21 protein-coding genes are annotated in these 24429 nt (G+C 55.4%); 16 read left to right on the forward strand and 5 right to left on the reverse strand.

Annotation, left to right across the window (positions count from 1 at the left end; genetic code table 11):
* The first annotated feature begins 125 nt into the window (after positions 1 to 125).
* The 8 genes from F1379_RS25825 (at position 126) to F1379_RS25855 (ending at position 9598) form a co-directional block, all read left to right on the forward strand.
* Positions 126 to 2834 carry a sensor histidine kinase gene (locus F1379_RS25825; RefSeq protein WP_150275352.1) on the forward strand — a complete coding sequence of 903 codons (2709 nt, stop codon included), beginning with the start codon at positions 126 to 128 and terminating at the stop codon, positions 2832 to 2834.
* Entirely contained in the window at positions 2827 to 3543 is a 717-nt protein-coding gene (locus tag F1379_RS25830; RefSeq protein ID WP_150275353.1) for a response regulator, read from the forward strand. The genes F1379_RS25825 and F1379_RS25830 overlap by 8 nt, the downstream gene beginning before the upstream one ends.
* 429 nt (positions 3544 to 3972) lie before the next feature.
* Positions 3973 to 4098 carry a hypothetical protein gene (locus F1379_RS30595; RefSeq protein ID WP_275262660.1) on the forward strand — a complete coding sequence of 42 codons (126 nt, stop codon included), beginning with the start codon at positions 3973 to 3975 and terminating at the stop codon, positions 4096 to 4098.
* A 242-nt stretch (positions 4099 to 4340) separates the two neighbouring features.
* Positions 4341 to 4418 (forward strand): K(+)-transporting ATPase subunit F, encoded by a 78-nt coding sequence (kdpF, locus tag F1379_RS30760; RefSeq protein WP_420850535.1) that lies wholly within the window; start codon positions 4341 to 4343, stop codon positions 4416 to 4418.
* A 47-nt stretch (positions 4419 to 4465) separates the two neighbouring features.
* On the forward strand, positions 4466 to 6142 hold the full coding sequence (gene kdpA / locus F1379_RS25840; protein ID WP_150275355.1) for a potassium-transporting ATPase subunit KdpA: 1677 nt from the start codon (positions 4466 to 4468) through the stop codon (positions 6140 to 6142).
* A gap of 16 nt (positions 6143 to 6158) precedes the next feature.
* Positions 6159 to 8192, forward strand: coding sequence for a potassium-transporting ATPase subunit KdpB (gene kdpB, locus F1379_RS25845; RefSeq protein ID WP_150275356.1), 2034 nt, complete (start codon positions 6159 to 6161; stop codon positions 8190 to 8192).
* Between the two features lie 36 nt (positions 8193 to 8228).
* Complete coding sequence (gene kdpC, locus F1379_RS25850; protein WP_150275357.1) at positions 8229 to 8849, forward strand: potassium-transporting ATPase subunit KdpC; 621 nt, start codon at positions 8229 to 8231, stop codon at positions 8847 to 8849.
* A gap of 65 nt (positions 8850 to 8914) precedes the next feature.
* Positions 8915 to 9598 (forward strand): MBL fold metallo-hydrolase, encoded by a 684-nt coding sequence (locus F1379_RS25855; protein WP_239004813.1) that lies wholly within the window; start codon positions 8915 to 8917, stop codon positions 9596 to 9598.
* An 85-nt stretch (positions 9599 to 9683) separates the two neighbouring features.
* Here the strand turns inward: F1379_RS25855 and F1379_RS25860 are convergent, their stop codons facing one another.
* Complete coding sequence (locus tag F1379_RS25860) at positions 9684 to 10967, reverse strand: MFS transporter (protein WP_162551290.1); 1284 nt, start codon at positions 10965 to 10967, stop codon at positions 9684 to 9686.
* A gap of 264 nt (positions 10968 to 11231) precedes the next feature.
* Between F1379_RS25860 and F1379_RS25865 the strand changes: the two genes are divergently transcribed.
* Both F1379_RS25865 and F1379_RS25870 read left to right on the forward strand, forming a co-directional pair.
* Positions 11232 to 12215, forward strand: coding sequence for a small ribosomal subunit Rsm22 family protein (locus tag F1379_RS25865; protein WP_150275359.1), 984 nt, complete (start codon positions 11232 to 11234; stop codon positions 12213 to 12215).
* 187 nt (positions 12216 to 12402) lie between these two features.
* Positions 12403 to 14808: a polyprenyl synthetase family protein gene (locus F1379_RS25870; protein ID WP_150275360.1), complete on the forward strand. Its 2406-nt coding sequence runs from the start codon at positions 12403 to 12405 to the stop codon at positions 14806 to 14808.
* Position 14809: 1 nt separating this feature from the next.
* On the opposite strand, the gene F1379_RS25875 is transcribed toward F1379_RS25870, so the two are convergent.
* Positions 14810 to 15667 carry an EamA family transporter gene (locus tag F1379_RS25875; RefSeq protein WP_150275361.1) on the reverse strand — a complete coding sequence of 286 codons (858 nt, stop codon included), beginning with the start codon at positions 15665 to 15667 and terminating at the stop codon, positions 14810 to 14812.
* A gap of 100 nt (positions 15668 to 15767) precedes the next feature.
* Positions 15768 to 16793 carry a MerR family transcriptional regulator gene (locus F1379_RS25880; RefSeq protein WP_150275362.1) on the reverse strand — a complete coding sequence of 342 codons (1026 nt, stop codon included), beginning with the start codon at positions 16791 to 16793 and terminating at the stop codon, positions 15768 to 15770.
* Positions 16794 to 16932: 139 nt separating this feature from the next.
* Between F1379_RS25880 and F1379_RS25885 the strand changes: the two genes are divergently transcribed.
* The 4 genes from F1379_RS25885 to F1379_RS30460 all read left to right on the forward strand — a co-directional run bounded on the left by F1379_RS25885 (position 16933) and on the right by F1379_RS30460 (position 19742).
* Entirely contained in the window at positions 16933 to 17931 is a 999-nt protein-coding gene (locus tag F1379_RS25885; RefSeq protein ID WP_150275363.1) for an ABC transporter ATP-binding protein, read from the forward strand.
* Positions 17928 to 18719, forward strand: a complete 792-nt coding sequence (locus F1379_RS25890) for an ABC transporter permease (protein WP_150275364.1) — start codon at positions 17928 to 17930, stop codon at positions 18717 to 18719. Before F1379_RS25885 ends, F1379_RS25890 begins: the two co-directional genes overlap by 4 nt.
* A 5-nt stretch (positions 18720 to 18724) precedes the next feature.
* On the forward strand, positions 18725 to 19525 hold the full coding sequence (locus F1379_RS25895) for an ABC transporter permease (RefSeq protein WP_150275365.1): 801 nt from the start codon (positions 18725 to 18727) through the stop codon (positions 19523 to 19525).
* A gap of 109 nt (positions 19526 to 19634) precedes the next feature.
* Entirely contained in the window at positions 19635 to 19742 is a 108-nt protein-coding gene (locus tag F1379_RS30460) for a YjcZ family sporulation protein (RefSeq protein WP_239004814.1), read from the forward strand.
* A 90-nt stretch (positions 19743 to 19832) separates the two neighbouring features.
* On the opposite strand, the gene F1379_RS25900 is transcribed toward F1379_RS30460, so the two are convergent.
* The gene (locus F1379_RS25900; protein WP_150275366.1) at positions 19833 to 20564 is read right to left on the reverse strand and encodes a GH12 family glycosyl hydrolase domain-containing protein; all 732 of its coding nucleotides are present in this window, start codon (positions 20562 to 20564) and stop codon (positions 19833 to 19835) included.
* A 378-nt stretch (positions 20565 to 20942) separates the two neighbouring features.
* Between F1379_RS25900 and F1379_RS25905 the strand changes: the two genes are divergently transcribed.
* Entirely contained in the window at positions 20943 to 22232 is a 1290-nt protein-coding gene (locus F1379_RS25905) for a cellulase-like family protein (RefSeq protein ID WP_150275367.1), read from the forward strand.
* A 75-nt stretch (positions 22233 to 22307) separates the two neighbouring features.
* Here F1379_RS25905 and F1379_RS25910 read toward each other — a convergent pair whose 3' ends face one another.
* A complete protein-coding gene (locus F1379_RS25910) occupies positions 22308 to 23456 on the reverse strand; it encodes a family 8 glycosyl hydrolase (RefSeq protein WP_150275368.1) in 1149 nt (382 codons plus the stop codon).
* Between the two features lie 228 nt (positions 23457 to 23684).
* Here F1379_RS25910 and F1379_RS25915 point away from each other — a divergent pair, with 228 nt between their 5' ends.
* On the forward strand, positions 23685 to 24170 hold the full coding sequence (locus F1379_RS25915) for a nitroreductase family protein (protein WP_150275369.1): 486 nt from the start codon (positions 23685 to 23687) through the stop codon (positions 24168 to 24170).
* Positions 24171 to 24429 lie beyond the last annotated feature (259 nt).

A 24429-nucleotide genomic window follows, 5' to 3' on the forward strand; every position in this document is an offset into this window, starting at 1 on the left:
GTGGTATACTAGCGCTACAAACAGAGCGGAGCTTTAGCTTCGCAGCACGGCAGATCAAGACTGTTTAGAGATAAAGTCATATCACAAAAGAGCACAGAACCAGACAGAGAAGAGGTTACGGGGAAATGGCGACGCATCAATCAACCGGCGGACCCTTGCCCGGGCATGGTCTAGCCGTACCGGGCCCGCCAAGAAGAGGCCGGTTAAAAATATTTTTTGGCTATGCAGCGGGCGTAGGCAAGACCTATGCCATGCTAAGCGATGCCCACACCCTGATGAGGGACGGAGTCGACGTGGTCGCCGGGTATATCGAGCCGCATATCCGGCCTGAGACGACGGCGCTGCTTGAAGGGCTGGAGCAGCTGCCGCCGCTGGAACGGTTCCGTCAGGACCGGGTCCAGCACGAGTTCGACCTGGACGGCGCGATCCGCAGACGTCCGGATCTCGTCCTGCTGGATGAGCTGGCCCATACCAATCTCGCAGGCTGCCGGCACAAGAAAAGATACCAGGACGCCGAAGAGCTGCTGCGTTCCGGCATTGACGTCTACACCACCGTCAACGTCCAGCACATTGAAAGCTTGAAGGACGTAGTGGCAGCCATTACGGGCATCTCCGTGAGGGAGCGGATTCCCGACAGCCTGTTTGAGAGCGCCGAGCAGGTCGAGCTGGTGGATATCGAGCCGGCCGAACTGATCGAGCGGCTGCACAAGGGGAAAATATACCGTGAGGAGCAGGCCCGGAGGGCGCTGTCGCATTTTTTTGTCAAAGACAAGCTGATTGCCCTGCGTGAGCTGGCGCTGCGGTACACCGCAGACCGGGTGGGCCGGGGCGCTATGCACATCACCGGAAGCACCAAGCCCGGCGTTTATCCTGCAAGTGAGCATATTCTGGTCTGTCTGTCCCCGGCCGCTTCAAACCGGAAGGTGATCCGCACCGCAGCCCGGATGGCTGACGCTTTTCACGGCCGCTTCACTGCACTGTTCGTGGAGACCCCGCAGACCCGGGAACTGCATTTGCGCTCCAAGACTGAGCTCAGGCGTAATTTGCGGCTTGCCGAGCAGCTTGGCGCCCAGGTCGCGACGGTGTACGGTAACGATATTCCGGTGCAGATTGCCGAGTATGCCCAGGCCAGCCGGGTGTCCAAGATTGTCATGGGGAAATCCCGGCATCGGCGGAGCTGGCTTCCTGCTGGCAGCTTTGTCGATAAACTGACCGTACTGGCGCCGAACATTGATATTCATATCATTCCCGACTCGGACTCCGCCCGTCCGGTGCTCCGGCGCAAGCCACTGTTCGCGCAGACCCCTGCATTCTCACGTGTGGAGGCCGCGAAGACGCTGGGTATTCTGTCTGTCTGCACAGCCGCCGGATTGGGGTTTCAATGGCTGGGAGTACGGGAAGCCAATATCATTACCTTGTACCTGCTGGGTGTACTGCTGATTGCTATGGTCACTTCAGGCCGCCTATACAGTGCGTCTGCTTCCATATTGAGTGTGCTGGTGTTCAATTATTTATTCACCGAGCCGCATTATTCGTTAAGAGCCTATGACACGGGATATCCGATTACCTTTGCCGTAATGCTGACGGCGTCTTTCCTAACCGGAACGCTGACCAAGAGGGTCAAGGATCAGGCCCGGCAATCGGCTCAGAAGGCTTACCGGACAGAGGTGCTGCTGGAGACGAACCGGATTCTGCAGCAGGCAGGAGATGTCCCATCCATCATCAACGAGACGGCGCAGCAGCTGACCAAGCTGCTGGAGCGGAGCGTCATTATATACAACACGGATAAAGACGGGTTGTCTGCACCGCAATTCTATCCTAAGGCAGGGTCAGACGGTAATGCCGGGCCCTTCACCGGACCCAATGAACGCGCAGTTGCTGATTGGGTCCTGCGCAATAATAAACGTGCAGGGGCGACTACAGATACCTTCTCCGCCGCCAAGTGCCTGTATCATGCGGTCCGCAGCGGCGATACCGTGTTCGCCGTGGCCGCCGTCGTCATCGGCGACCAGGAGGAGGCGCTCGATGTATTCGAGAAGAGCCTGATGATCGCCATGCTGGACGAAAGCGCTCTGGCGCTGGAGAAAGAAACGCTAAGCGAGCGGCAAAAGCAAATCTCGCTGCAAATCCAGCAGGAGCAGCTGCGCGCCAATCTGCTGCGGGCGATTTCCCATGATCTGCGGACGCCGCTGACCAGCATCTCGGGCAATGCCGGAATACTGATCGGCAATTCGGCAGTGCTGAACGAGGAGCAGAAGCGCGGCTTATATACCGATATTTATGATGATTCCATGTGGCTGTATAATCTGGTGGAGAATCTGCTGTCGATATCCCGGATTGACAACGATACGATCCATCTGCAGCTGCAGGCGGAGCTGCTGGAGGACGTCATTGCCGAGGCGCTGCTGCATATCAACCGTGCAGGGGCCGAGCATACCATCCGGACCGAGCTTGACGACGAGCTGCTGATGGCGCGGATGGACCCGCGTCTGATCATTCAGGTGATTATCAATCTGGTGGACAATGCCATTAAATACACGCAGCCTGGCTCGGACATCCTGATATCGGCCCGCCGTGTGGAGCGGATGGCGGTCATAGAGGTAGCCGATAACGGCCCGGGGGTGGCGGATGAAGCGAAAGAGAGGCTGTTCGACATGTTCTATACCGCTGACAATATGCGCGGAGACGGACGACGGGGCCTCGGGCTGGGTCTGTTCCTGTGTAAATCAATAGTCGATGCCCATGGCGGCATCATGACCGTGCGCAACAATATCCCGCAAGGAACGGTGTTCAGCTTTACCTTGCAGGCTGAGGAGGTGGATATGCATGAATAAACCGCTGATATTGGTAGTGGAGGATGACAAGCCAATCCGCAAGCTGATCGGTACAACGCTGGAAACGCAGGGGTACAAATATATCACCGCTGAGACAGGAGAGATCTCTATACTGGAGGCCGTGTCCAGACAGCCGGACATTATGATACTCGATTTGGGCCTGCCCGATATGGACGGAGTCGAAATTATCCGCAAGGTGCGCGCCTGGTCCAATCTGCCGATTATCGTTGTCAGCGCCCGCAGTGAGGACCGCGACAAAATCGAGGCGCTCGATGCAGGGGCGGACGATTATTTAACCAAGCCGTTCAGCGTGGAGGAGCTGCTTGCCCGCTTGCGGGTGACGCTGCGGCGTATCCGCTATGACAGCGAGAAGCTGCCGAAAGACGCTGCCGTATTTATCAACGGCAATTTGCGGATCGACTATGCCGCAGGCTGCGCCTGGCTGGACGAAGAGGAAATCCATCTTACGCCCATCGAATACAAGCTGCTGTGCCTCCTGGCCAAGCATGTGGGCAAGGTATTGACCCATAATTTCATACTGCGCGAGGTATGGGGCAGTTCCACTTATGACGTCCCGGCACTGCGCGTATTCATGGCCACGCTGAGGAAGAAGATCGAAAAAGGCCCTTCGCAGATCAAACACATCCAGACCCATATCGGCGTCGGATACCGCATGCTCCAAGCCGGGGATGATCCTAAGGCTGTATAAAGTTTCACCCTCCCCGTATTCGTCCGATAGTAGGAATACCCTGACTCTGAGATACGTGAGGATTAACTATAAACCCATTCACGACACGAGTACTTAAATATAGCCGCGGATTATTACTGGGATCAAGAACCCCTTAGGTATCAGCCTATCTGGATAAGGCGCTTCAGGCATTATAGAGGATCAATACCCTGATACTCTGAATCTGCTACAGGCCAAGCCCCACGCTGTGGGGCTTTTTTGCGTGTTCGGGTATCTGCTTTGCGGGATTTGTACAGGTGTTCAGGCATCGCTAGGTGATGCAGTCCGTTCAGGATATCTTAAGGCGTTCTTTATGGCTTCCGCTGAACCCTAACCCTAAATTTACAGCTCCGGTGCTAATCTGAATCCAGGACTCACAGAACAGATTGACTGACGAAAGAAGGCTGCGGAATGAATGAATTTTTGCAAAATGTAGGTCTGGTCTCCATCCTCTGTGTGGTGATGTTTGCCGTTAAGGTCCACTATGACCGGGCTTACCTGCGGCGGGTCGGCCGCTATGAGGATGAGGAGGAATGAGCTTAATGCAATCTTAATTCTTCCCGGGCAAACCCTAATCCTGAACATATGGCGTAAATGTTACGCTTAACCGGAATTGATTCAAGGGTTGGCTATTACAAGAGATGAATCCAGCAGAAGAGGAGAGAAAAGAACATGATGGATGTGTACATGATCGTATCGCTTGCGGCAGTCTTCGGATTGTTCGCGGCCTTTGCCGAATGGTGCGGGCATGTGGCGGGCAGTCAAGGGGGCAGAGAACAATGAGTCTGGTCATCATCGCGACTGTGCTGCTGTTCCTGTATCTGATTTACGCCCTGATACACCCGGAGAAATTCTAGAATCGCCTCAGGGTATGGCGGCTTTGTTTACTTAAGGAGGGTCCATTGTGGGAATTGTGCAAATTATCGTAGTTATAGCCATACTGGTGCTGCTGGTCAAACCGGTAGGCACCTATCTGTATAATGTATTTTCGGGTGAGGCGAACCGTACGGACCGGATATTCGGCGGCATCGAGCGCGGAATATTCAAGCTCGGCGGCTTATCCAGGCGTGAAGGCATGTCGTGGAAAAAATATGCGCTAAGCTTTCTGGCCACCAATGTGGCGCTGGTTGCATTCGGTTATCTCGTCCTGCGGCTGCAGGGTGCGCTGCCGCTTAATCCCAGCGGCATCGGCAGGATGGAAGAGAGTCTGACCTTTAATACGGTGGTCAGTTTTATGACGAATACCAACCTGCAGCATTACAGCGGGGAGACCGGGCTGTCCTATCTCTCGCAGATCATTGTCATCACGATGCTGATGTTCACCTCGGCGGCGAGCGGCTTCTCGGTGGCGGCCGCATTCGTGCGGGGGATCACCGGACAGAAGTCGCTGGGCAACTTCTTCGAGGATTTTGTCAAGGCGCATACCCGCATATTCCTGCCGGCGGCCTTGTTCTTGACCCTGGTGCTGGTGGCTCTGCAGGTACCGCAGACGCTGAAGCCAACCATGGAGGTCGCAACGCTTGAAGGGGGAACGCAGCAGATCGCCATCGGACCGGTAGCGTCGCTGGAGTCGATCAAGCATCTGGGCACGAACGGCGGCGGCTTCTTCGGGGCCAACTCGGCCCATCCGTTTGAGAACCCGTCCCCGTTGACCAATGTCATCGAGATTCTGGCCATGTGGACCTTGCCGGCGTCGCTGCCTTATATGTACGGGCTGTTCGCCAGGAACAAACGCCAGGGCTGGGGTGTTTTTGCCGCCATGATGACCTTATTCGTCCTGCTGCTGTCGCTGAACTACTATGCCGAAATGAAGGGCAACCCGCAGATTACAGCCATGGGTGTCGATGTTTCGCAGGGAAGCATGGAGGGCAAGGAGGTTCGGTTCGGCGTGCCGCAATCCGCATTGTTTACAGCGGTGACGACGGCGGCAACCACCGGCAGCGTCAACAATATGCATGATACGCAGACACCGCTCGGCAGCATTACCCCGCTGGCGCTGATGATGCTGAACAATGTGTTCGGCGGTAAAGGCGTCGGCCTGATGAACATGCTGATGTACGCGATTCTCGCCGTCTTCCTCTGCGGACTGATGGTTGGCCGGACACCGGAATTCCTCGGCCGGAAGATCGAGGCCAGGGAGATGAAGCTGGTTGCCGTGGCGATTCTGATCCATCCGCTGATCATTCTGGCACCGACGGCGGCTGCATTTCTGACCGATCTGGGGCAAGGCTCGATCTCCAATCCCGGCTACCATGGCCTGACCCAGGTATTGTATGAATATGTATCCTCGGCGGCGAACAACGGCTCCGGCTTCGAAGGTCTGGCCGATAATACCGTCTTCTGGAACGTGACGACCGGTGTGGTTATGCTGCTCGGACGTTATGTATCCATCATCGCCCTGCTTGCAGTGGCCGGCTCACTGATGAAGAAGCAGCCCGTTCCGGAGACGATTGGCACCTTCCGCACGGATAACGGTTTGTTCACCGGCATCCTGATCGGCACCGTCCTGATTATCGGCGCACTGACATTCCTGCCGGTAATTGTACTAGGACCCATCGCCGAACATTTGACCTTATGGTAAGAGAGGGAGAACGAAGATGAGTAAAGTAGAGAAGAAGAAGCTCCTGACCGGACCCATCCTCCGCGGTGCGGTGAAAGACAGCTTCATCAAGCTGAATCCCGTCACCATGATGAAGAACCCGGTGATGTTCGTAGTGGAGCTGGGCACACTGATCGTCCTGCTGATGGTGCTGGCTCCCGGCTATTTCGGAGCGGAGGATGCGGTGGGCTTCAACATCGCCGTCCTTGTCATCCTGCTCTTCACGGTGCTGTTCGCCAACTTCGCCGAAGCGCTGGCCGAAGGCCGCGGCAAAGCCCAGGCGGATACGCTCAAGAAGACGAAGCAGGACATTGCCGCCAATAAACTCAGCAGCGGTGGCATCAAGGTCGTCTCCTCCTCGGAGCTGCGCAAAGGAGATATCGTCGTGGTCAGCCAGGGCGAGCTTATCCCGGGCGATGGCGAAGTCATTGAAGGTCTGGCCTCCGTGGACGAATCGGCGATTACCGGCGAATCGGCTCCGGTCATCAAGGAGGCCGGCGGCGATTTCAATTCGGTAACCGGCGGTACGCGGGTCGTCAGCGATGAGATCAAGGTCAGAATCACCAGTGAGCCGGGCGAATCCTTCCTGGACCGGATGATCTCTCTGGTCGAAGGTGCCAAGCGCCAAAAGACCCCTAACGAGATCGCGCTGAATACGCTGCTGATCAGTCTGACCATCATCTTCCTGATTGTTGTGGTCACGCTGCGTCCCATCGCGGCGTACCTGAATGTGGACCTGGAAATTCCGGTCCTGATTGCGCTGCTGGTTTGTCTTATTCCAACGACCATCGGCGGCCTGCTGTCCGCCATCGGGATTGCCGGGATGGACCGGGTCACACAGTTCAATGTGCTGGCCATGTCCGGCAAGGCGGTAGAAGCGGCCGGTGACATCAACACCATGATTCTCGATAAAACAGGAACGATTACCTTCGGCAACCGGATGGCCAGCGAGTTCATTCCGGCCGGCGGGGCCGGTGAAGAAGAGGTTGCCGTATGGGCAGCGGTCAGCTCCATTAAGGATGAGACGCCGGAAGGCCGGTCGGTGCTGGAGCTGGCGAAAAGGCTGGGCTACAGCTATGATTTCGGTCTGGCCGACCAAGGGGAATTTATTGAATTCCGAGCAGAGACGCGGATGAGCGGACTGGACCTTGCGGATGGGCGCAAAGTGCGCAAAGGCGCAGTGGACTCCATCAAGGCGTGGGTTAACGCCCAAGGCGGAAGCGTTCCGGAGAATCTTGAGACGCTCTCAAGCGGCATTGCCGGGAAGGGCGGGACCCCGCTGGCCGTCGCCGTGGACAGCACCATTTACGGGCTAATCTATCTCAAGGACACCGTCAAGCCGGGAATGAAGGAGCGGTTCGATGAGCTGCGCAAGATGGGAATCCGGACGATTATGTGTACGGGCGACAATCCGCTTACCGCAGCGACCATCGCGGCAGAGGCCGGCGTAGACGGCTTTATCGCCGAGAGTACGCCGGAGAATAAGATCGAGGTTATCCGCCGTGAGCAGCAGGAGGGCAAGCTGGTGGCGATGACCGGGGACGGCACCAACGATGCTCCCGCACTCGCCCAGGCCGATGTCGGGCTGGCGATGAACAGCGGCACCACCGCCGCCAAGGAAGCGGCCAACATGGTCGATCTGGATTCCGACCCCTCCAAGATTATCGAGGTGGTCGCCATCGGCAAGCAGCTGCTGATGACGCGCGGCGCGCTGACCACGTTCAGTATCTCGAACGATATCGCCAAGTATTTTGCCATCATTCCGGCCATGTTCACGCTGGCGATCCCGCAGATGGAACGGCTGAATATCATGGGGCTCGGCTCGCCAAGCTCGGCAATTCTGTCCGCGCTGATCTTCAATGCAATCATCATTCCTCTGCTGATCCCGCTGGCGATGAAGGGCGTATCCTATAAGCCGATGAGCTCGACAAGTCTCCTGCGGCGCAATATCTTTGTCTATGGACTCGGGGGCATTATCGTTCCCTTCCTGGGCATCAAGCTGATTGATTTAATGGTAAGCCTCTGGATTTAAGATGGACGCACCGTTTAACGAAAGGATGTATAAACAATGGCTAATGCGAACGCGCAACCAACAGAGCAGAACAGAATCTCACCCGCATCCTATCTTCTGATTGTCATCAGATTATCCCTCATATTCATAGTCCTGTGCGGGCTGGTCTATCCGCTTCTCTCGACCGGGCTGGCTCAGCTGCTGATGCCCAAGCAGGCGGATGGCAGCCTGCTCAAGGACAGCAGCGGCAAGGTCATCGGCTCCGCCCTGATCGGGCAGACATTTACCGATCCGGCGCTCTTCCAGAGCCGGATCTCCAGCATTGAGTACAAAGCCGAGGCCTCCGGCTCCAATAACTATGGGCCAAGCAATCCGGATATGCTTCAGCGCACAGCGGATGCCGTAACCGGGTGGAAGGCAGGAAACCCGGAGGTGCCGGTGAGCGAGCTGCCGGTAGATCTGGTTACGAACTCCGGCTCCGGTCTTGATCCGCATATCTCCCCGGAGGGGGCAAGGGTGCAGATTCCGAGAATCAGCGGCTTGACCGGCATTCCGGCGGCAGAGCTGGAAGCTCTGGTTGACAAGTATACCGAAGGCCGGGACCTGGGACTCTTCGGTGAGAAGCGGGTCAATGTGCTGAAGCTGAATGCGGCACTGACGGAGCAGACTGCAGAATAATATTTGACAGCAAGCGCACCCTTGATAAGATGAAATAGACAAACATGAGAGGGGCGTGATGAGACATGACAATAACAGAAAGTACAGGGATCAAAGCGATAACCCTGGAAATGCAAGTGAACGGAGGCGTCTTTACGGTTCATCCCGTAGTGCTATGGGATGAACAGGAAGCCATACTGGTGGACACGGGCGTTCCCGGACAGCTGGAGCTGATCCGTCAGGTGCTGGAGCAGGAAGCCTTTCCGCTGCACAAGCTGAGCAAGATTATCATTACACATCAGGACCGGGACCACATCGGCAGCCTGCCGGAGCTGCTTGAGGCCACTGGAGGATCAGTCCAGGTGCTGGCGCATGAAGCCGCTGTTCCTTATTTGGCCGGTGAATTGCCGCTTATCAAGAGCCAGCAACTTGCTCCGCCGGTGCCAGTCGATATCGTCCTGCAGGACGGCGACTTTCTGCCGTATGCCGGAGGGCTGCAGGTATTGTATACACCGGGCCATACCCCGGATCATATTTCCCTGTATCATCTTCCCAGCAAGACGCTGATTACCGGGGATGCCCTGACCTCCCGGGACGGCGTGCTGCTGCCCTTCGATTCCGGCTTCACGCTGGACCACAAGACTGCCCTGGAATCCGTCGCCAGGTTCCAGCCGCTGGAGCTTGATACCGTCATCACTTACCATGGCGGCGTCTGCACGGAACAGATCGGGGAGCGGCTGCGCGATATTTTGCAGGGTACTCCTTCATAAGCGAGGGCGGCAACAGAATAACCCCGGCTGCGGATGCGGCCGGGGTTATTCTTTTTAACCTAAAAAAGGGACTAACCGCTCCTGCTCACTGTCCCGGCTGAACGGAGACATCCTTGGCCACAGACAAGGTGTTGTCTTTCAGATTCATTTTGAATACCAGAGGATATAACAGCGAAATCATTAGAATAACCGCACCTGCCCCTATAAACACCCAGTATCCGGCGACGTAATCAAACAGGAGGGCAAAGAGGAGAACTCCCAAAGGCGCCAGCAGCTGTGCACCGGTATTAATAATATTGAATACACGTCCCTGATATTGCGTCGGAATTTGCTTGGTCATCCAAATGACCACAGGCACATTCGCCCAGGTGACCACCAGACCCAGTGACAAATTGAATAAACAGACAATCACAATCAGAACGGTCTGTTCGAAGCCGTTGCCAAGCAAAGAGCCAAACACCAGCATCAGCAATCCGATGACATTAATCATCAGCCAGGACAGATGCAGCGGATGACGGCTCTCCCTGGACATCGACAGAACCACACCGGACAGAATCATGCCCAGAGACAGCAGGGCTTCTGTCCAGCCATATACATAATTCGAGAAATGGAGCACCTGGATTTGCATATAGGGCAGCCCCACGTTAACCGCACCGAGCATGAAGTTGATTACCATGGAGAAGAGTACGGCGAAGACCAGTTGTTTGGCCTGAAATATGAAGGTGAGCCCTTCTTTAAACAAAACAAGTATGCCCGTATTCTCCGGCTGTTCTTGCACTGGCGATTCGCCGGGGGCTGTAAACCGAAAGTTGATCGACACGATGAAGAGGATGGTTATAACCTCCAGACCGATTTCGGCAAGCACAATGTAAGTAAGGGGAAGGGCGTCATACAGAAACGCCGCTACGATTGGAGAGAAGACCAGGGTCAGGGAAGCCAGACTTTGCTGCAGGGACTTCACCTTCTGGATATGCTCTTCCATCACCATATGAACAACCGAGGCGGTAGATGCCGTCGACAGGAACTGGTCTGATATCTTCAGCAGCACTAACAGCAAGTATGTATAAATCAGTTGCTCCGGCCCATCCAGAGATATGAACAGGGCGTATACCAGCAGGCTTGCAATACTCAGACATTGAGCAGCAACAATAATCTTCTTGCGGTCGAATTTATCGACGATGCTTCCGGTAACAGGCAGCAGGATCAGGCTGACCAGGGGCCCGATAATTTGCGAAATGCCAAAGCTGAGCGCCGAATCGGTATGCTTCAGAATTAATAATCCGATAACGAAAGACAGGATTCCGCTGCCGAAGTTACCGGTAACCGTGCTAAGCAGAAGCTTGATCATTTGCCGGTTAGATTGTTGCACGCGGATACTGTCCAGAAGTAACTCCCTCCTTAACATGGAATGTAATAGGATAAAACGGATAAAAAGGATACTATAACCATTGGCTATTTGTATAATGTAATATAACTTGACAAATCTGCCAAGCTATTTTGTTTAGCAGTATCAGCATCTGTATGTACATGAATTTGTAATGAGTTTTCCCGGCGGGTATGATACACTTCTGGAGGAACACGGCTCCCGCTGCAGCATTTATAACAAGCTTACAGAAAGTAGTTGAGAACACGGATGGAAATGCCTTACGAGCTCAGATTGGCCATTGAGCAGCAATCCCAAGGCTTAAAGCATACACAATTGAAGCAGGACGCCCAGACGATCAGCAGCCGCTACCGCCTGGAGAGCGGCCAAGGCAAAAGGCTCCTGACCCGCGAGAATGAAGCGGTCTCTTATTCGATCGCCCGGATGCCGGCCACCTACGGGGCCGTGCATGCCTCGCTCGGCTATGCCCTGGATCTGGCGGATTGCCAGCCCCGGTCGCTGCTCGATGTCGGGGCCGGAACAGGCGCCGCTTCCTGGGCGGCGAACGCACTGCTGCATCTGGACAGGGTAGAATGCCTGGAGAGAGAAGAGGCCATGCGCAGCATCGGCCAGAGACTGATGAAGGAGTCTCATTCCGCGGCGCTCCGCGAGGCAGGCTGGCACCGGCATGATCTGGTGCAGGATCGGGTGGCCTCGCGCGCGGATCTGGTTGTCGCATCATATGTACTGAATGAATTAAGCGACAGCGACCGGAAGCGGACGGTGGAGGAGCTGTGGCAGGCGACGGACATGCTGCTGCTGCTCGTTGAGCCGGGCACGCCTGCCGGGTATGCCAACCTGTTAATGGCGCGCAGCGCATTGCTGGAGCGCGGCGGGCATCTGGTGGCGCCTTGTCCGCATGAGGCACTCTGTCCGATGGGCGCCGGCGACTGGTGCCACTTCAAGGCCCGCGTGCCCCGGAGCCGGCTCCACCGCCAGCTGAAGGACGGGGACGCACCGTATGAAGACGAGAAGTACATTTATATGGCTGTGGCCCGCAGCAGCCAGCCCCGGGCGGAGGCGCGGATTGTGCGCCATCCGCTCAAGGAGAAGGGGCGGATCACCCTGGAGCTCTGCCGCCCGGAAGGCCTCGGGAAGCATGAGGTGACCAAGAAAGACGGCCCGCTCTTCAAAGCGGCCCGTAAATCCGATTGCGGGGATGAGCTTTCATTCCACGATTCAGCGTCTGAATAGCTTTGTTGAATCCATGTTATTCTTGATAACACGGCGCATACAATGATATAGAACGGTACAGGGACAGCCCGCTCGGTTGTCCCTGTTTGTATCGTTCCGTAACCAAACGGAAGGTCCGCCGTATGAAGAGAATCAACATTTCTATGAATGATTGCCCAATCCCAAATTCAGACAGAGGTATAACTTCATGAGCCAAACAATTCCAAGCCAGAACTTTACCCATAAGACCGCCGAACTTTGGTATGCCGCCGCTGAGCGAAAGGCTGCAGCGTATTTCGCGACGTTGAGCCGGCATGTGGCGGATCAGACCTTTATTCCCGCTTTGACGGAGAGCATGCAGATCTGGAAGCGGCAGCATGTCCGCCGTGAGAGCAGGCTGCTCCGGTATTTCCGCGGCGGTGGCAAGCCGGATACCGGCAATTACCGCCAGTATATTCAGTGGCTGAACTATGCGGGCAAGCTGGACGATTACCTGATCCGCAGCGTCTCGTACACCTATCTCAGAGATCTCGGCCAGACGCTGGATGCTCCCGGCACGGACAGCCGCATCCGGAGGCTGGCCGGTGATCTGAAGAAGCAGCTGCTCGCCTCCGGTGAAGGCGGCACGAAAGAGCAGGCAGACTGGGTCAGCCTGGCCGGATTCTACCGCTGGGCGCAGAAGGAAGGCGTTGAAGCGGCAGCGATCTGGCTGATCGGCAAGCTGAAATCAGTCGCTGCCCATCTCCCGGAGGGGATGGATGCGGAGCACGCCCAGCGCAAGCTGATCAAGATTATTATCGGGGTTACCATGCAGGTCCTGGAGGAGCTGGGGGACGGTGCGCCCCCTGCTGAAAGGTCCAGGCGGCTGGATGAAGGGCTCAGGCTGGGCTACAGCTACGGCTTGACGTATCCGTTCATCGACGATCTTCTGGATTCGCCTGTGCTGAATGGCGGGGAGAAGCAGCAGTTTACGCAAATGATCCGCACTGCACTGCTGACTGGAGAGGTTCCCGGTCTGGAGAGCTGGCCGCAGGACGGGCAAGGGTTCATCGCTTATGTGCATGCCGAACTCGGCGAAGCGTTCATAACGATTAAGCGACATTTGCAGCCGGAGCGTGAGGCTGCATTCTTCGAGCAGGCGTATGTATTCTTTCATGCGCAGGAGACCGACAGGACCAAGGAGCTGGCGAATGCTAATTATAGCAATGAAGAGCTATATTTGCCCGTCATCCTGAAATCGGCCTCCTCGCGGCTGATTGTGCGCCCGGTTATCGGGGCGGCAGCGGATGAAGGCTTTGAAAAGCGGGCATTTGCTTATGGAATCTATAACCAGCTGTCCGACGATTTGGCCGATATGACGGACGATCTGGCTGCAGGTGCTGTAACACCGTACACGTATTATCTGCAATACCGCAAGCAGCGTCCCGATTTGCTCAATCCGTTTGAGATGTATTTTGCGGTTATTTCCTATTTGCTGCATGAAGTTTATCAAGGAGAGCCGCATGCCCGTGAGGTGATCCTGTCGCGTGCCGTCAACGGGCTGAAGCGTTACAGGCAGCGTCTGGGCGAGGAGAAGTTTGCGGAGTTCATGGATATCTTCGCCTCCGGTATGCCGCATTTCAGGCAGGGACTGGAGCGCCTGGTGCTGAAAGCCCAGGATGTAGAGTTCTTTGACAAGCTGCTCCGCGACCAGGTGGTAACCGCGCTTAAGCGCAGCCGCCAGGAGAAGGCGGATTTCGCAGCAGCGGTCCGGACGGTACGTGACCGGATTAATGCACGGCTGCCACTGTCAGCACCGGATACGCTTGCCGCCGGAATGCGGGAACCGCTGACCGCAGCAGCCAACTATAGTCTGGCGGGTGACGGGAAACGGCTGCGGCCCGTTCTGACCTGGATGATGGGCGTTCAGGAATACGGACTGCCCGAGCAGGCGATTATGCCGCTGCTCAAGGCCCTGGAGTATATGCATACCGCTTCGCTGATCTTCGATGATCTTCCGACGCAGGACAATGCGCCTACACGCCGGGGCCGGGCCACCCTTCATATGGTCCATGACAGCGCGGCGGCCGAGCTGACCGGATTGCTGCTGATCCAGAAGGCGATGGAGGAGCAGGCATCACTGACAGGGTTCGATGCAGCCACTGTACTGGCAATGATTCGTTATTCCGCCGGGAAGACGGCCGATATCTGCAAGGGGCAGGCGATGGATCTCCAGTCCAAGGGGACAGCGTTGACGCTGGAGCAGCTGAATACCCTGTGCTTCTATAAAACCGGAGCCGCCTTTGAAGCGGCGCTGGTGATGCCGGCCATGCTGGCCCGTATCCCGGAGCCGCAGATAGCTATCCTGCAGAAGTACGCTTACCATGCAGGGATCGCTTTTCAGATCAGAGATGATCTGCTGGACCTGGAGGGAGAACAGTCGCTCCTCGGCAAGCCGGTCGGCAAGGACCTGGAGAATAACAGCTCGACCTTCGTATCCATCCTGGGGCGTGAGGGCGCTGCCAAGGCGATGTGGGACCATTACTGTCTGGCCATGGAAGCGCTGGACGGCTTGGAACGCGAGACTGCCTGTCTGCGGCATCTGCTCGATTATATCGTGAACCGGGATCACTGAGTCACAGCAGCATGAGCAGCGTTCCCGCGACAACCAGCAGCAATCCGGCGAATGCTTTACGGCTTAGCTTCTCCTTGAGAACCATCCAGGAGAATGCCACGGTGACGACGATGCTTAGCTTATCAATCGGAACCACGAGGCTTGCCGGACCTTCCTGCAAAGCGCGGTAATAACAGAGCCACGATAATCCGGTGGCCAGCCCGGACAATCCGAGAAACCACCAGCTTCTTCGCTCTATGGAGCGCAGCTCGCGATGCTTCTTCTGGTAGAAAACAATTCCCCACGCCATTACCAGCACGGCGATGGTGCGGATTGCGGTGCCCAGGCCCGATTCAATGTCCTCAATGCCGATTTTGCCAAGGATTGACGTCAGCGCGGCGAAGCCTGCCGACAGAACTGCATACAGCAGCCAGGACCGGCTTTGAACCGAGGCTTCGCCGCTCTTACGCTGAATCATCAGCCAGGTTCCGGCGGCCAGGAGCAGAATGCCGCACCACATCGCCACACTCGGAGTTTCACCGAGAAAGACGAAGGCAAGCAGGATGGTAAGAATCGTGCTGCTCTTATCGACCGGCGTCACTTTGTTGACATTGCCGAGCTGCAGTGCCCGGAAATAACAGAGCCATGAGGCTCCTGTGGCCAGCCCGGACAGTAGCAGGAACAACAGAGTCCGGCCGGAGATCGAAGGTATTGTATCCGCTGAACCGGCAATCCAGACCAATGCCCAGGAGAATAACAGTACAACAACTGTTCGCAATGCCGTTGCCAGATTAGAATCCGTGTTATGGATTCCGATTTTAGCCAGGACGGCAGTTATACCGGCGAACAGTGCGGACCCAAAAGCATAAATGACCCACATCCGATTTCATCACTCCTGCACAACGTAAGGTATAGTCATTAATATTTATTTGTTCGAACATGGCGATGAAGGCTGCGTCTGATACAGATAGTGCAGAGGGTCAAGATGGTGGTGCGCAACTGGAGCCTTTATTCATCTCCTCCAGAACGATTTGTCTGATCGTCCGCGCCCGGTGGGAGAACAGCTCAAGCACCTCCAGCCAGTGATCTCCCGCACTCATGAATTCTATTTCCTCTTCATCCTGCGGCTGGTTCAAAGCGAGCACCGCTCCGCCGCCGTTCCCGCTGTCATAAGAGGAGAGGCTGCGCCGGATTGCCGCGATGCTGTAGTTATTCTGCCGCAGCATGTAAATGATGCGCAATCTGGCGATGTCAGCTTCGCCATACAGGCGAGAATGTCTGGAGCCGGCACGGGGAACGCGGATCAGACCGTTCCGCTCCCAGTTGCGGATTACTTCTGGTGTTACCCCCAGCATGGCGGCCGCTTCCTTGTGACCGTATTGCCGCCCGTTGGAGGGCCATTCCCGGCGTTCAGTCCATTTCTTGAGCAGCGATGCGGTCTCCAGGGCAGCGGCATATTCCCGCTCGACCACACGCAGATGATCTTCTGCCAGGCGGTATGCTTTGGGCAGATCCGGCTCTTTCAGCGCTTCAAGGACGGTACGCGAGGAATCTCTCAGTTTCCTGCCGGCATACGGTTCCATAAAGATCAGACGGCATACCCGCAGCTGTACGAGATGCATAGGCGTATATTGCCGGTAACCGTTAGGCGCACGCTCCGCAGGAGAGATTAAGCCGACCTTCTCATAGAAGCGCACCGTGTTGGCCGGTACATCCGCCATTTTAGCCAATTTCCCGGTGGTGTACCGCTCCATAATCTTCATGACGTCATTTGCAGCATCGCTTGCCGGCGGAACATATCGGAGCACTTCCCCGATGCTGCAGCCGAGCACGGCACAAATCCGGGCGAGGACATTCAGGTCCGGGCGCGTGACCCTGCCGGCGATGTACTGCTGCAGCTGATGCTGCTGGAGCTGGGCCGCTTGTGCCAGACGGCGGTGGTCGAATCCCTGTCTCCTCATAACCCCCTCAAGCGTAATCTCGAATCCGCCCCATTTACTGTCCAACACCGCACCTCCTGATTAAGGTTACTTTTCCAAGTAAAGCATACCTGATATTAACTATCAATCCTAAACTATCCCATTGGCCACCACCATAAATAATCATGCTAACCTTCTGTATATCCCCAACAGAAGGAGGCACAGGATGAGTGCTCATATCAAGGCGCAAGGATTAAGCAAAACCTACCGGGTACCGGTCAGGGAGGCGGGGCTCCGCTCTGCCGTGAAGAGCCTGTTCCGGCCCAGATTTGATGAAGTGCAGGCGGTGAAGAATGTCAGCTTTCAGGTTGAAAGAGGCGAAATGGTCGGGTTCATCGGTCCAAACGGGGCAGGGAAGACCACGACGCTCAAAATGCTGTCCGGCCTGCTGTATCCGTCTTCAGGCAGTGTGGACGCAGCCGGGCATATTCCCTGGAAGCGCAAACCGCATTACCTGCAAAAAATCAGCATGCTGATGGGCAACCGAAGTCAGCTGCAATGGAATAACACGGTTTACGACACCCTTTACATATTCAAGGAGATTTACGGTGTGTCCGAGAGCGAGTTCAAACAGCATTTGTCTGAGCTGTGCGACCTGCTGGATCTTGGCAAGCTGCTGACGAAGCGTTCGCGGAACCTCTCACTGGGGGAAAGGTCCAAATGTGAGTTCGCTCTGGCGCTGCTGCACAAGCCGGAAATATTGTATCTCGACGAGCCGACCCTGGGGATGGATGTGACGATGCAGCTCCGTCTGCGCGAATACATCAGGGAATATAACCGGCGCTTCGGTGCCACGGTGATTCTGACCAGTCATTACATGTCGGATGTAACCTCACTCTGTGAACGGGTGCTGCTGATCAACCAGGGGAAGCTGGTCTATGACGGCCGTCTGGCCACACTGACGGAGCGGATTACCCCGTACAAAATCGTAAAGCTGACGCTGGACCGGGAGGAGCTGACGCAGGAAGAGCTGCGGACACAGAGGATCAAAGCGGAGCTGACAGAAATCCAGGGGAACGAATACACGCTGCGGGTTCATAAGCAGGACACGGTGACCGCCGGCGCGCTGCTGATGAGTCTGTACAATGTCCTTGACTTCAGCATCACCGATCCGCCGATGGAAGCGGTCATCGACAAGATTTATACTGAGGGGGGACTCGGATGAACCTGCGCGGAGGACTCGCCCTGATTCGCGGGCAGCTGTTCGGCTATCTGTCCGAGAAAGGCTTCTTCTGGACATTGGCACTAGGCTGGATGACGGCGCCTGTCATCTATCTGCTGGTATGGCAAACTGCGGTTGCAGGCGGAGCTATCGGCGGATATGACCGCAATGATGTGATTCTGTATTATCTGTGCCTGATTGTGGTGAACCAGGCTACTTATCCCACTACGCACTGGACGACGGCCGAGCATATTCACAACGGGACAATCTCCGCACAGCTGCTGCGGCCGGTACCGCTGATCTATCATGCGCTGGGCACGGAGTTTGCCGTCAAAATCGTCTGTCTGCCCTTCGTGTCCGCTGTGGTAATTCTGCTCGGTATGGGGTTCAAGGTCAGGCTGACTCTGGAAGCGGAGGGGCTGATGATTGCGGCAGCGGCGCTTGTGTTCGCTGCGGTACTCCGATTTCTGCTGGCGTATGCCATTTCGCTGCTGGCTTTCTGGACACAGCAATCGAATGCCCTGCTCCAGGTTAACGACACGCTTGTATTTCTGCTGGCCGGGCAAGTTGCTCCATTGGCGATGTTTCCGGATGAACTGCACAAGCTCGCGTTGCTGCTACCGTACCGGTATGTGGTTTCTTTTCCCGTGGAAGCAGCACTGGGCAAGCTGTCCGCAGCCGAAATAGGCAGCGGCTTCGCGATATCGGGGGGGTGGATACTCGGGCTGGCTCTCTTGACAGGGCTGTTAACGGGCAGGGGGACGAAAAAATATACATCGGTGGGAGGGTGATAAGGATGAGCATCATGAGATATTTCCGCTTAATCGGAATGTTCATTCGTGCAGCCATTCAAAACGAAACGGCTTACCGCCTGAATGTCGTGATGAGGCTGCTCGGTACAGGATTATCGCTGGCCGGCGGCATAGGCGGAATTGCGATTCTGTTCCATAACAGCGGGAGTGTGAACGGCTGGGAAGAGGCGGAAACACTGGCCGTGCTCGGTGTGTATATGCTGGTCCTGTCGCTCAATGGACTGTTCGTCAGCCCAAGCATGCACAAGCTGGGAGGCATGGGGGGAGAGATTGAAACGGGCACCTTTGACTACACGCTGCTGAGGCCCGTCGCGAAGCAATTTTACATCAGTGTGCGGGAGTGGTCGGTCTGGCCGCTGTTTGATCTGGCGGTAAGCCTCGGGGTAATCGGGGTTGCCGCCCGGAGGATGGAAGCGGAGCTGAGTGCATCCTCGCTTGTTTTGTTCCTGCTGTCGCTGGTTATCGCACTGGGAATCCTCTATTCGCTGATGCTTCTGCTAAGCTCGATTGCTTTTTGGTACAGGGGAACTTATGTATTGTGGATCATGGGCGATCTTCTGCAGACAGGCAGATATCCGATCGGCATTTATCCCAAACCGGTCAAGCTGCTGCTCACCTGGGTGTTTCCGGTCGGCTTTATTGTGTCCACGCCCGCAGAGGTGCTGCTGCGCAAATCAGAGCCGGTTACTCTGCTGGCCGGGCTTATACTGATGCTTATCCTGTTCGCGCTGTCGTCCGTATTCTTCAACCGCAGTCTGCGAAAATATACAAGCGCGTCCAGTTAACGGTCAACCGCCACCGGTTATCGCTGAATTCTATTACCGCAACACCCAGCCCCTATGCCGGTATCCCGCATATGCTAAGCCGTACTCTAAATTAAGGGAGGGCATCCAAATGGGCTACGAAAACGGAGCGCCAGGCTATGGCGGCTTTACATCGGCAACTGCGATTCTGGTTCTGTTCATTCTGCTGGTTATTATCTCTAAGGCATTCCTGGTGTAATGTGAAAAGTCCGCTGTACAGCGGAAAAGGTCCCGCCGGCTTCTGCCGGCGGATTTTGCGTTGCATGCCATAAGGTCTTGCGGGCCTGCCTTATTTAGTGTAGCTGACAGAATAGCTGTTGGTGATGAAATCAAGTCCGGCAGGGGAAGACGTAATTTCATAGCCGAATTGCACCCGGTTCAGAACCTCGTCGCCGAACCAGCCCTTGCCTTTGATCCATTTCATGATCGCGAGCACATCGACCGATCCCGCACTGGTATTGCTTGTTCTCACAAAAGAGAAGACGGCGTTCGAGCCGTTGTTGCCTTTATAGACATTCCAGGTATGTCCGCCGACCGATACGTTGGTCTGGGCGGCTACCGGATTGCCGGAGGCATTCCAATTATCCGAGATCGGCTTTACGCCGCCGGCATAGTTCATCCACAGCATAATCTCATAGGCATCGTTGCTGCCGGCCCAAATATCGTAAGCGGCTACAAAAGCGGCACCGCTGCTGGGAACGCTTACATTAAAGCTGCTGCTTGCCGATTTCAGCGCACTCAGCTTGGTGTTGACCTCACGGCTGCTGTTCGGATAAGCTTTGATTCCGCCCGTTGCCGGATGCTGGGCCCATACGCCCCAGTTGCTGTAGGAGTTGGCCCAGATGGACTGATAACCGGCGCCGCTGCCCCAAATGTTGTTATACACGGTATACCCGCCATTAGACCAGTTGCCATACTGCGCCGAGGAAGACCAGGTTGCGGCGAAGGCGACGCCGAATGTCGAGAAGATGCCAACCAAAGCGACCAGAACCATGCTCATTAACTTGGACTTGTTCTTCATTCAATACCCTCCCTAATATACAAACCTTATTCTTGAACCTTGCCTCAAAAGTGGGCAGCTTCACCTTCCTTTGCCAGTATGTAGGCAACCGCCATAATATGGTAACGCTTACTTAGTATAGAACCTGATTTGCTCAAGTGAATACCCGGAATATTTTACTATTTATCCTATGTAAATTACATATTTTCGCATATCAATTCAGCTTAAAGTGAAGTAATCTGTAAAAATCCCCTGAAAATTACGAATACCGCAGTCTGTCCAGTCCTGATGCGAAAATAATCCATTATAATCCGTTCATTGTGAATTGTCCTGGCGAACGTTCATCCGTTACACTCAACTTTATGTAAGCAATTTCATTGACACAGGAAGTGACCTATCATGTCCAATAAATTCAGTACACTCCCGCGGAAATTGACCATTACGATGTGGGACTTCTCCTGGTATACGATGACGCTGCCGGGCGAGCCTTATCACGATCTGGAGGCCCGGTTCAAGGAAGCTGTAGACAGAGGATATAATACCATCCGGATCTGTGCGATGCCCTTTCTTCTATTCACCGCAGAGGGCAAGCGTCCCGGACCGCTGCATTTCGGCAGCCTGGGTGCGGTAGGCCAGCGTACCCGCTGGTATAACTGCCGCGGCGGCGCCGTCCTTGACGGACATGCGCATCTGCTGGAGCTGTTCCGTCAAGCCAAGGCGCATAACTGTTATATTATGCTGTCATCGTGGGAATATCAGCAGAGTCCCAGCTTTCTGGCGCATCCGGCGCTGCGGGACGAGCTGGCTGCCATTGCTCCCGAAGACCGCTGCATGGCGATAGCCCGGTCAATGGATCAGTTGATCCGCTATGTGAAGAACGCCGGCTACGGAGAACAGATCGTATATGCAGAGCTGCATAACGAAGTGGAGTTCGGCCAGTTGACTGCAGTCGGCACCGAGCAGGGGATTTCCCCGTCCTATGTGCCGGGTCTGGTGCAGGCCGTGCGGCCTTATGTCGAGGAGGCTGTCGGCTTCCTGCGGACAGCGCATCCCGATCTGCTGATTACCGCCAGCTATACACTTAATGAAGCTTATCCCAAGGCGTATCTTCCCGATAACTTTGAAGTGGCCCATTTCCACCTCTATATCAAAGGGGTCCTGAATGAGCTGACTGCCGCCGCCGGTCTGGAGGATGAGTCGGTGTTTCCGAACGAATTCGTGCGGAGTATGCTCCGGGACGATGCGCCCCCTTTCAGTGAATGGCAGCTGCCGCCCGGCCAGGAATGGCGGATGGAAGGCAATCCTGTCGGCCTGCGACTGATCTATCTCCACGACTGGGCCGACCCGGTAAAATGGGACCTCTTCCTCTACGATAAGTATGGCCAGCACAAAATCGCCATGCTGGAGAAAGCCGATACACGCTTGGAAGAGGCGCATGAATGGGCGCAGCAGCACGGCATTCCGGTGGTTATCGGCGAGGGCTATGTCGGCTACACGCCGCTGCATGCCGGATTCGAGGAAGGCCCTGTCGGCAAATTCATTGCCGAATATGCGCTGCGCAAAGGGATCGCGTTGGGCTTCTGGGGAATGACGCTCTGCTCCAACTGCGCGCCGCATCATCCGTTCTGGGATGATATTGAATGGCAGCGGAAGTGGAATGCGGCGATTCTGCAGCATTCTGTGGAATGAACCCGGCAGAATAATTCTCAAAAAAAAGCGGATGGATACAGCCCGGCGAAGGCTATCCATCCGCTTTGGTATTTGTTAGCGGTAAATACGGTAATTGCCGCTTAATGCGAGCATTGTGAACATGTAGAGACAATTATCGTAATACCGGCGTTCACCCCGGCGCAGCGGTGTATTCCAGAACCGTTCCACAAACAGTGGGGCAGAGGGCCCGTCGGCAGCCAGCGAGGACATGGCGACTGTTGCGAGCAGACCTATTGGATGGAGAGCTTCCTCTGCGAATGGCTGCCCGTCAATGGTATAGCGCCGGTAGTCAGCCGGATCAATGCTATGGAAGAATTGCTGAATGCTGTTCGACTGTCCGATCTGCCACGGGTCCTTGCGAAACCACTCCCAGTCCAGCGCGATATTCGCGGCGACACGGTAGGAATCGCTGTAGAAGTGCCGGAAGTCCCCGTGGGCCTGAACCGGCGCCGGTGTGCCGTCGTAATTGGCATACTCCGGAGACAGGCCGGTCACCGGGTGGCAGGCCAATTGCAGGTAAGCCCGGCTGGCCGCAGCCGCGTCCCGCCAGAATGCCCGGTCCCCTTCATCAGCCCAGAGTGCGAACAATTCGTAGAAATGCGGCAGATGATAGGAGGGATCACTGAACGGCGATTCCGGAATGAATTTGATCAGCTTGGTGGCCGGGTCCCACATCGGATCGCCGTTTCCTTCTTCTCCCTGATGCAGACAGGCGCGCAAGATGGTTCTGGCCTGCTCTGAATAATTGTACGGCTCATCTTCGTCGCCCCAGCGGTTCGCGGCAAAGAACAGCGCCATTGCGAAGAACTCTTCGCCGTCCGGAGCCGGACCGGCAGACAGACGGGTGCCATCCGGCAGACAGTGCCAGGCGAAATAATGCTTATAATGACCTTCGGTATGCTGCATGTGCGTTCTGGCAAAATTCCACAGCCGGTCGAATTCGTCCTTCTTATCCATTTGGACAGCCATCATCATGCCGTAGGACATTCCCTCGGTACGGACATCCCGGTTGCCGGTATCGAGTATGTACGCTTTGTCCGCTCCCGCTTCCTCATAAATCCGCACATCGTCATCGCCATAAAATAGATCGTACCATGTCTGTTCAAGCCTTGCTGTAATGGCAGCCTCGCTGAGCCCTATCTCCAGGAACATATTCCGATAGGTATTTGTAAGGTATGCGCCGCCTTGTGGATGAATGGTCATATGAGCCTCCCTGAAATCAATGTCTGATTCAGAGTATAGCACGCGTCCGGCTAACCGGATTAAAGCATCATCCCGGATAAATATAGCGTTTACATTATTCTTCTTCGGATGCGGAACTTGACACCGGTATCTTAAAGTTTATACAATCATATACAAATCAGAAGCTGTATACAATTGTATACAGCTTCTATGTAGAGCAAATATTCTTATAAAAGGAAGGTGCATAACATGTCCGTTACTGATCTGATCCGCAGCCGCCGCAACATCAAATCCTTTAAGCCGGATGACATTGCGGAGTCCGAGCTGCTGTACTGGCTGGAAGCCGCGAGCTACGCCCCCAACCACCGGATGACCGAGCCTTGGGAGCTGAAGCTCGTCGGGCCGGACACCAGAGCCCGCTTGAACCACAAGACTGACTTCGGGCACGCCCCCGTCGTATTGGCCGTCCTGTCCAAGAAAGGCGCAAGCGCAATGGAGCGGGACGAGAATATGATGGCCTCGGCCTGTTATGTGCAGAATTTCCTGCTTGCCGCCCATGAAGCCGGTGTCGGCGCATATTGGGCTTCCCTTGGCGCATTGCCGCAAAACCGCGAAATTCTCGGCGTTTCCGAAGAGTATGATGTGATCGGCGTCTTCGGCATCGGCTATCCAGAGGAAGTACCGGCGGCCAAGCCGCGGACGCCGATAACGGCCAAGTTAACCCGCTTGGTTTAGCGGGGCAACGGGCAAATTAGATCGCTTCCGGCAGGCATTAGCGAGCACTATTTTATATAATTGGAAAATCACCACTTAATATCGCGTGTTCGAAGATTTTTACTAGACTAGTTGGATAACCGCCACTTAATATGAGCGAAATTGAAGGGTTACGGCAATAATGCCAGTAATTTTGCAAAAAACTTACCACGGTAGATCTACAGGGGGAAGATTGCTGGAAATGTAGATTCTCCACCTTCGTCTGAGGCCAGTCGGAGGG

This window comes from Paenibacillus tepidiphilus (assembly GCF_008635795.1).
GTDB classification, from domain to species: Bacteria; Bacillota; Bacilli; order Paenibacillales; family Paenibacillaceae; genus Paenibacillus_AQ; species Paenibacillus_AQ tepidiphilus.

Coding starts and splice junctions, on each gene's coding strand:
- kdpC (WP_150275357.1), top strand. CDS start 8,229: ATGGCTAATGCGAACGCGCAACCAACAGAGCAGAACAGAATCTCACCC.
- F1379_RS25885 (WP_150275363.1), top strand. CDS start 16,933: ATGAGTGCTCATATCAAGGCGCAAGGATTAAGCAAAACCTACCGGGTA.
- F1379_RS25905 (WP_150275367.1), top strand. CDS start 20,943: ATGTCCAATAAATTCAGTACACTCCCGCGGAAATTGACCATTACGATG.
- kdpB (WP_150275356.1), top strand. CDS start 6,159: ATGAGTAAAGTAGAGAAGAAGAAGCTCCTGACCGGACCCATCCTCCGC.
- F1379_RS25825 (WP_150275352.1), top strand. CDS start 126: ATGGCGACGCATCAATCAACCGGCGGACCCTTGCCCGGGCATGGTCTA.
- F1379_RS25830 (WP_150275353.1), top strand. CDS start 2,827: ATGAATAAACCGCTGATATTGGTAGTGGAGGATGACAAGCCAATCCGC.
- F1379_RS25915 (WP_150275369.1), top strand. CDS start 23,685: ATGTCCGTTACTGATCTGATCCGCAGCCGCCGCAACATCAAATCCTTT.
- F1379_RS30595 (WP_275262660.1), top strand. CDS start 3,973: ATGAATGAATTTTTGCAAAATGTAGGTCTGGTCTCCATCCTCTGTGTG.
- F1379_RS25855 (WP_239004813.1), top strand. CDS start 8,915: ATGACAATAACAGAAAGTACAGGGATCAAAGCGATAACCCTGGAAATG.
- F1379_RS25875 (WP_150275361.1), bottom strand. CDS start 15,667: ATGTGGGTCATTTATGCTTTTGGGTCCGCACTGTTCGCCGGTATAACT.
- kdpF (WP_420850535.1), top strand. CDS start 4,341: ATGAGTCTGGTCATCATCGCGACTGTGCTGCTGTTCCTGTATCTGATT.
- F1379_RS25895 (WP_150275365.1), top strand. CDS start 18,725: ATGAGCATCATGAGATATTTCCGCTTAATCGGAATGTTCATTCGTGCA.
- F1379_RS25890 (WP_150275364.1), top strand. CDS start 17,928: ATGAACCTGCGCGGAGGACTCGCCCTGATTCGCGGGCAGCTGTTCGGC.
- F1379_RS30460 (WP_239004814.1), top strand. CDS start 19,635: ATGGGCTACGAAAACGGAGCGCCAGGCTATGGCGGCTTTACATCGGCA.
- F1379_RS25870 (WP_150275360.1), top strand. CDS start 12,403: ATGAGCCAAACAATTCCAAGCCAGAACTTTACCCATAAGACCGCCGAA.
- F1379_RS25865 (WP_150275359.1), top strand. CDS start 11,232: ATGGAAATGCCTTACGAGCTCAGATTGGCCATTGAGCAGCAATCCCAA.
- F1379_RS25910 (WP_150275368.1), bottom strand. CDS start 23,456: ATGACCATTCATCCACAAGGCGGCGCATACCTTACAAATACCTATCGG.
- F1379_RS25900 (WP_150275366.1), bottom strand. CDS start 20,564: ATGAAGAACAAGTCCAAGTTAATGAGCATGGTTCTGGTCGCTTTGGTT.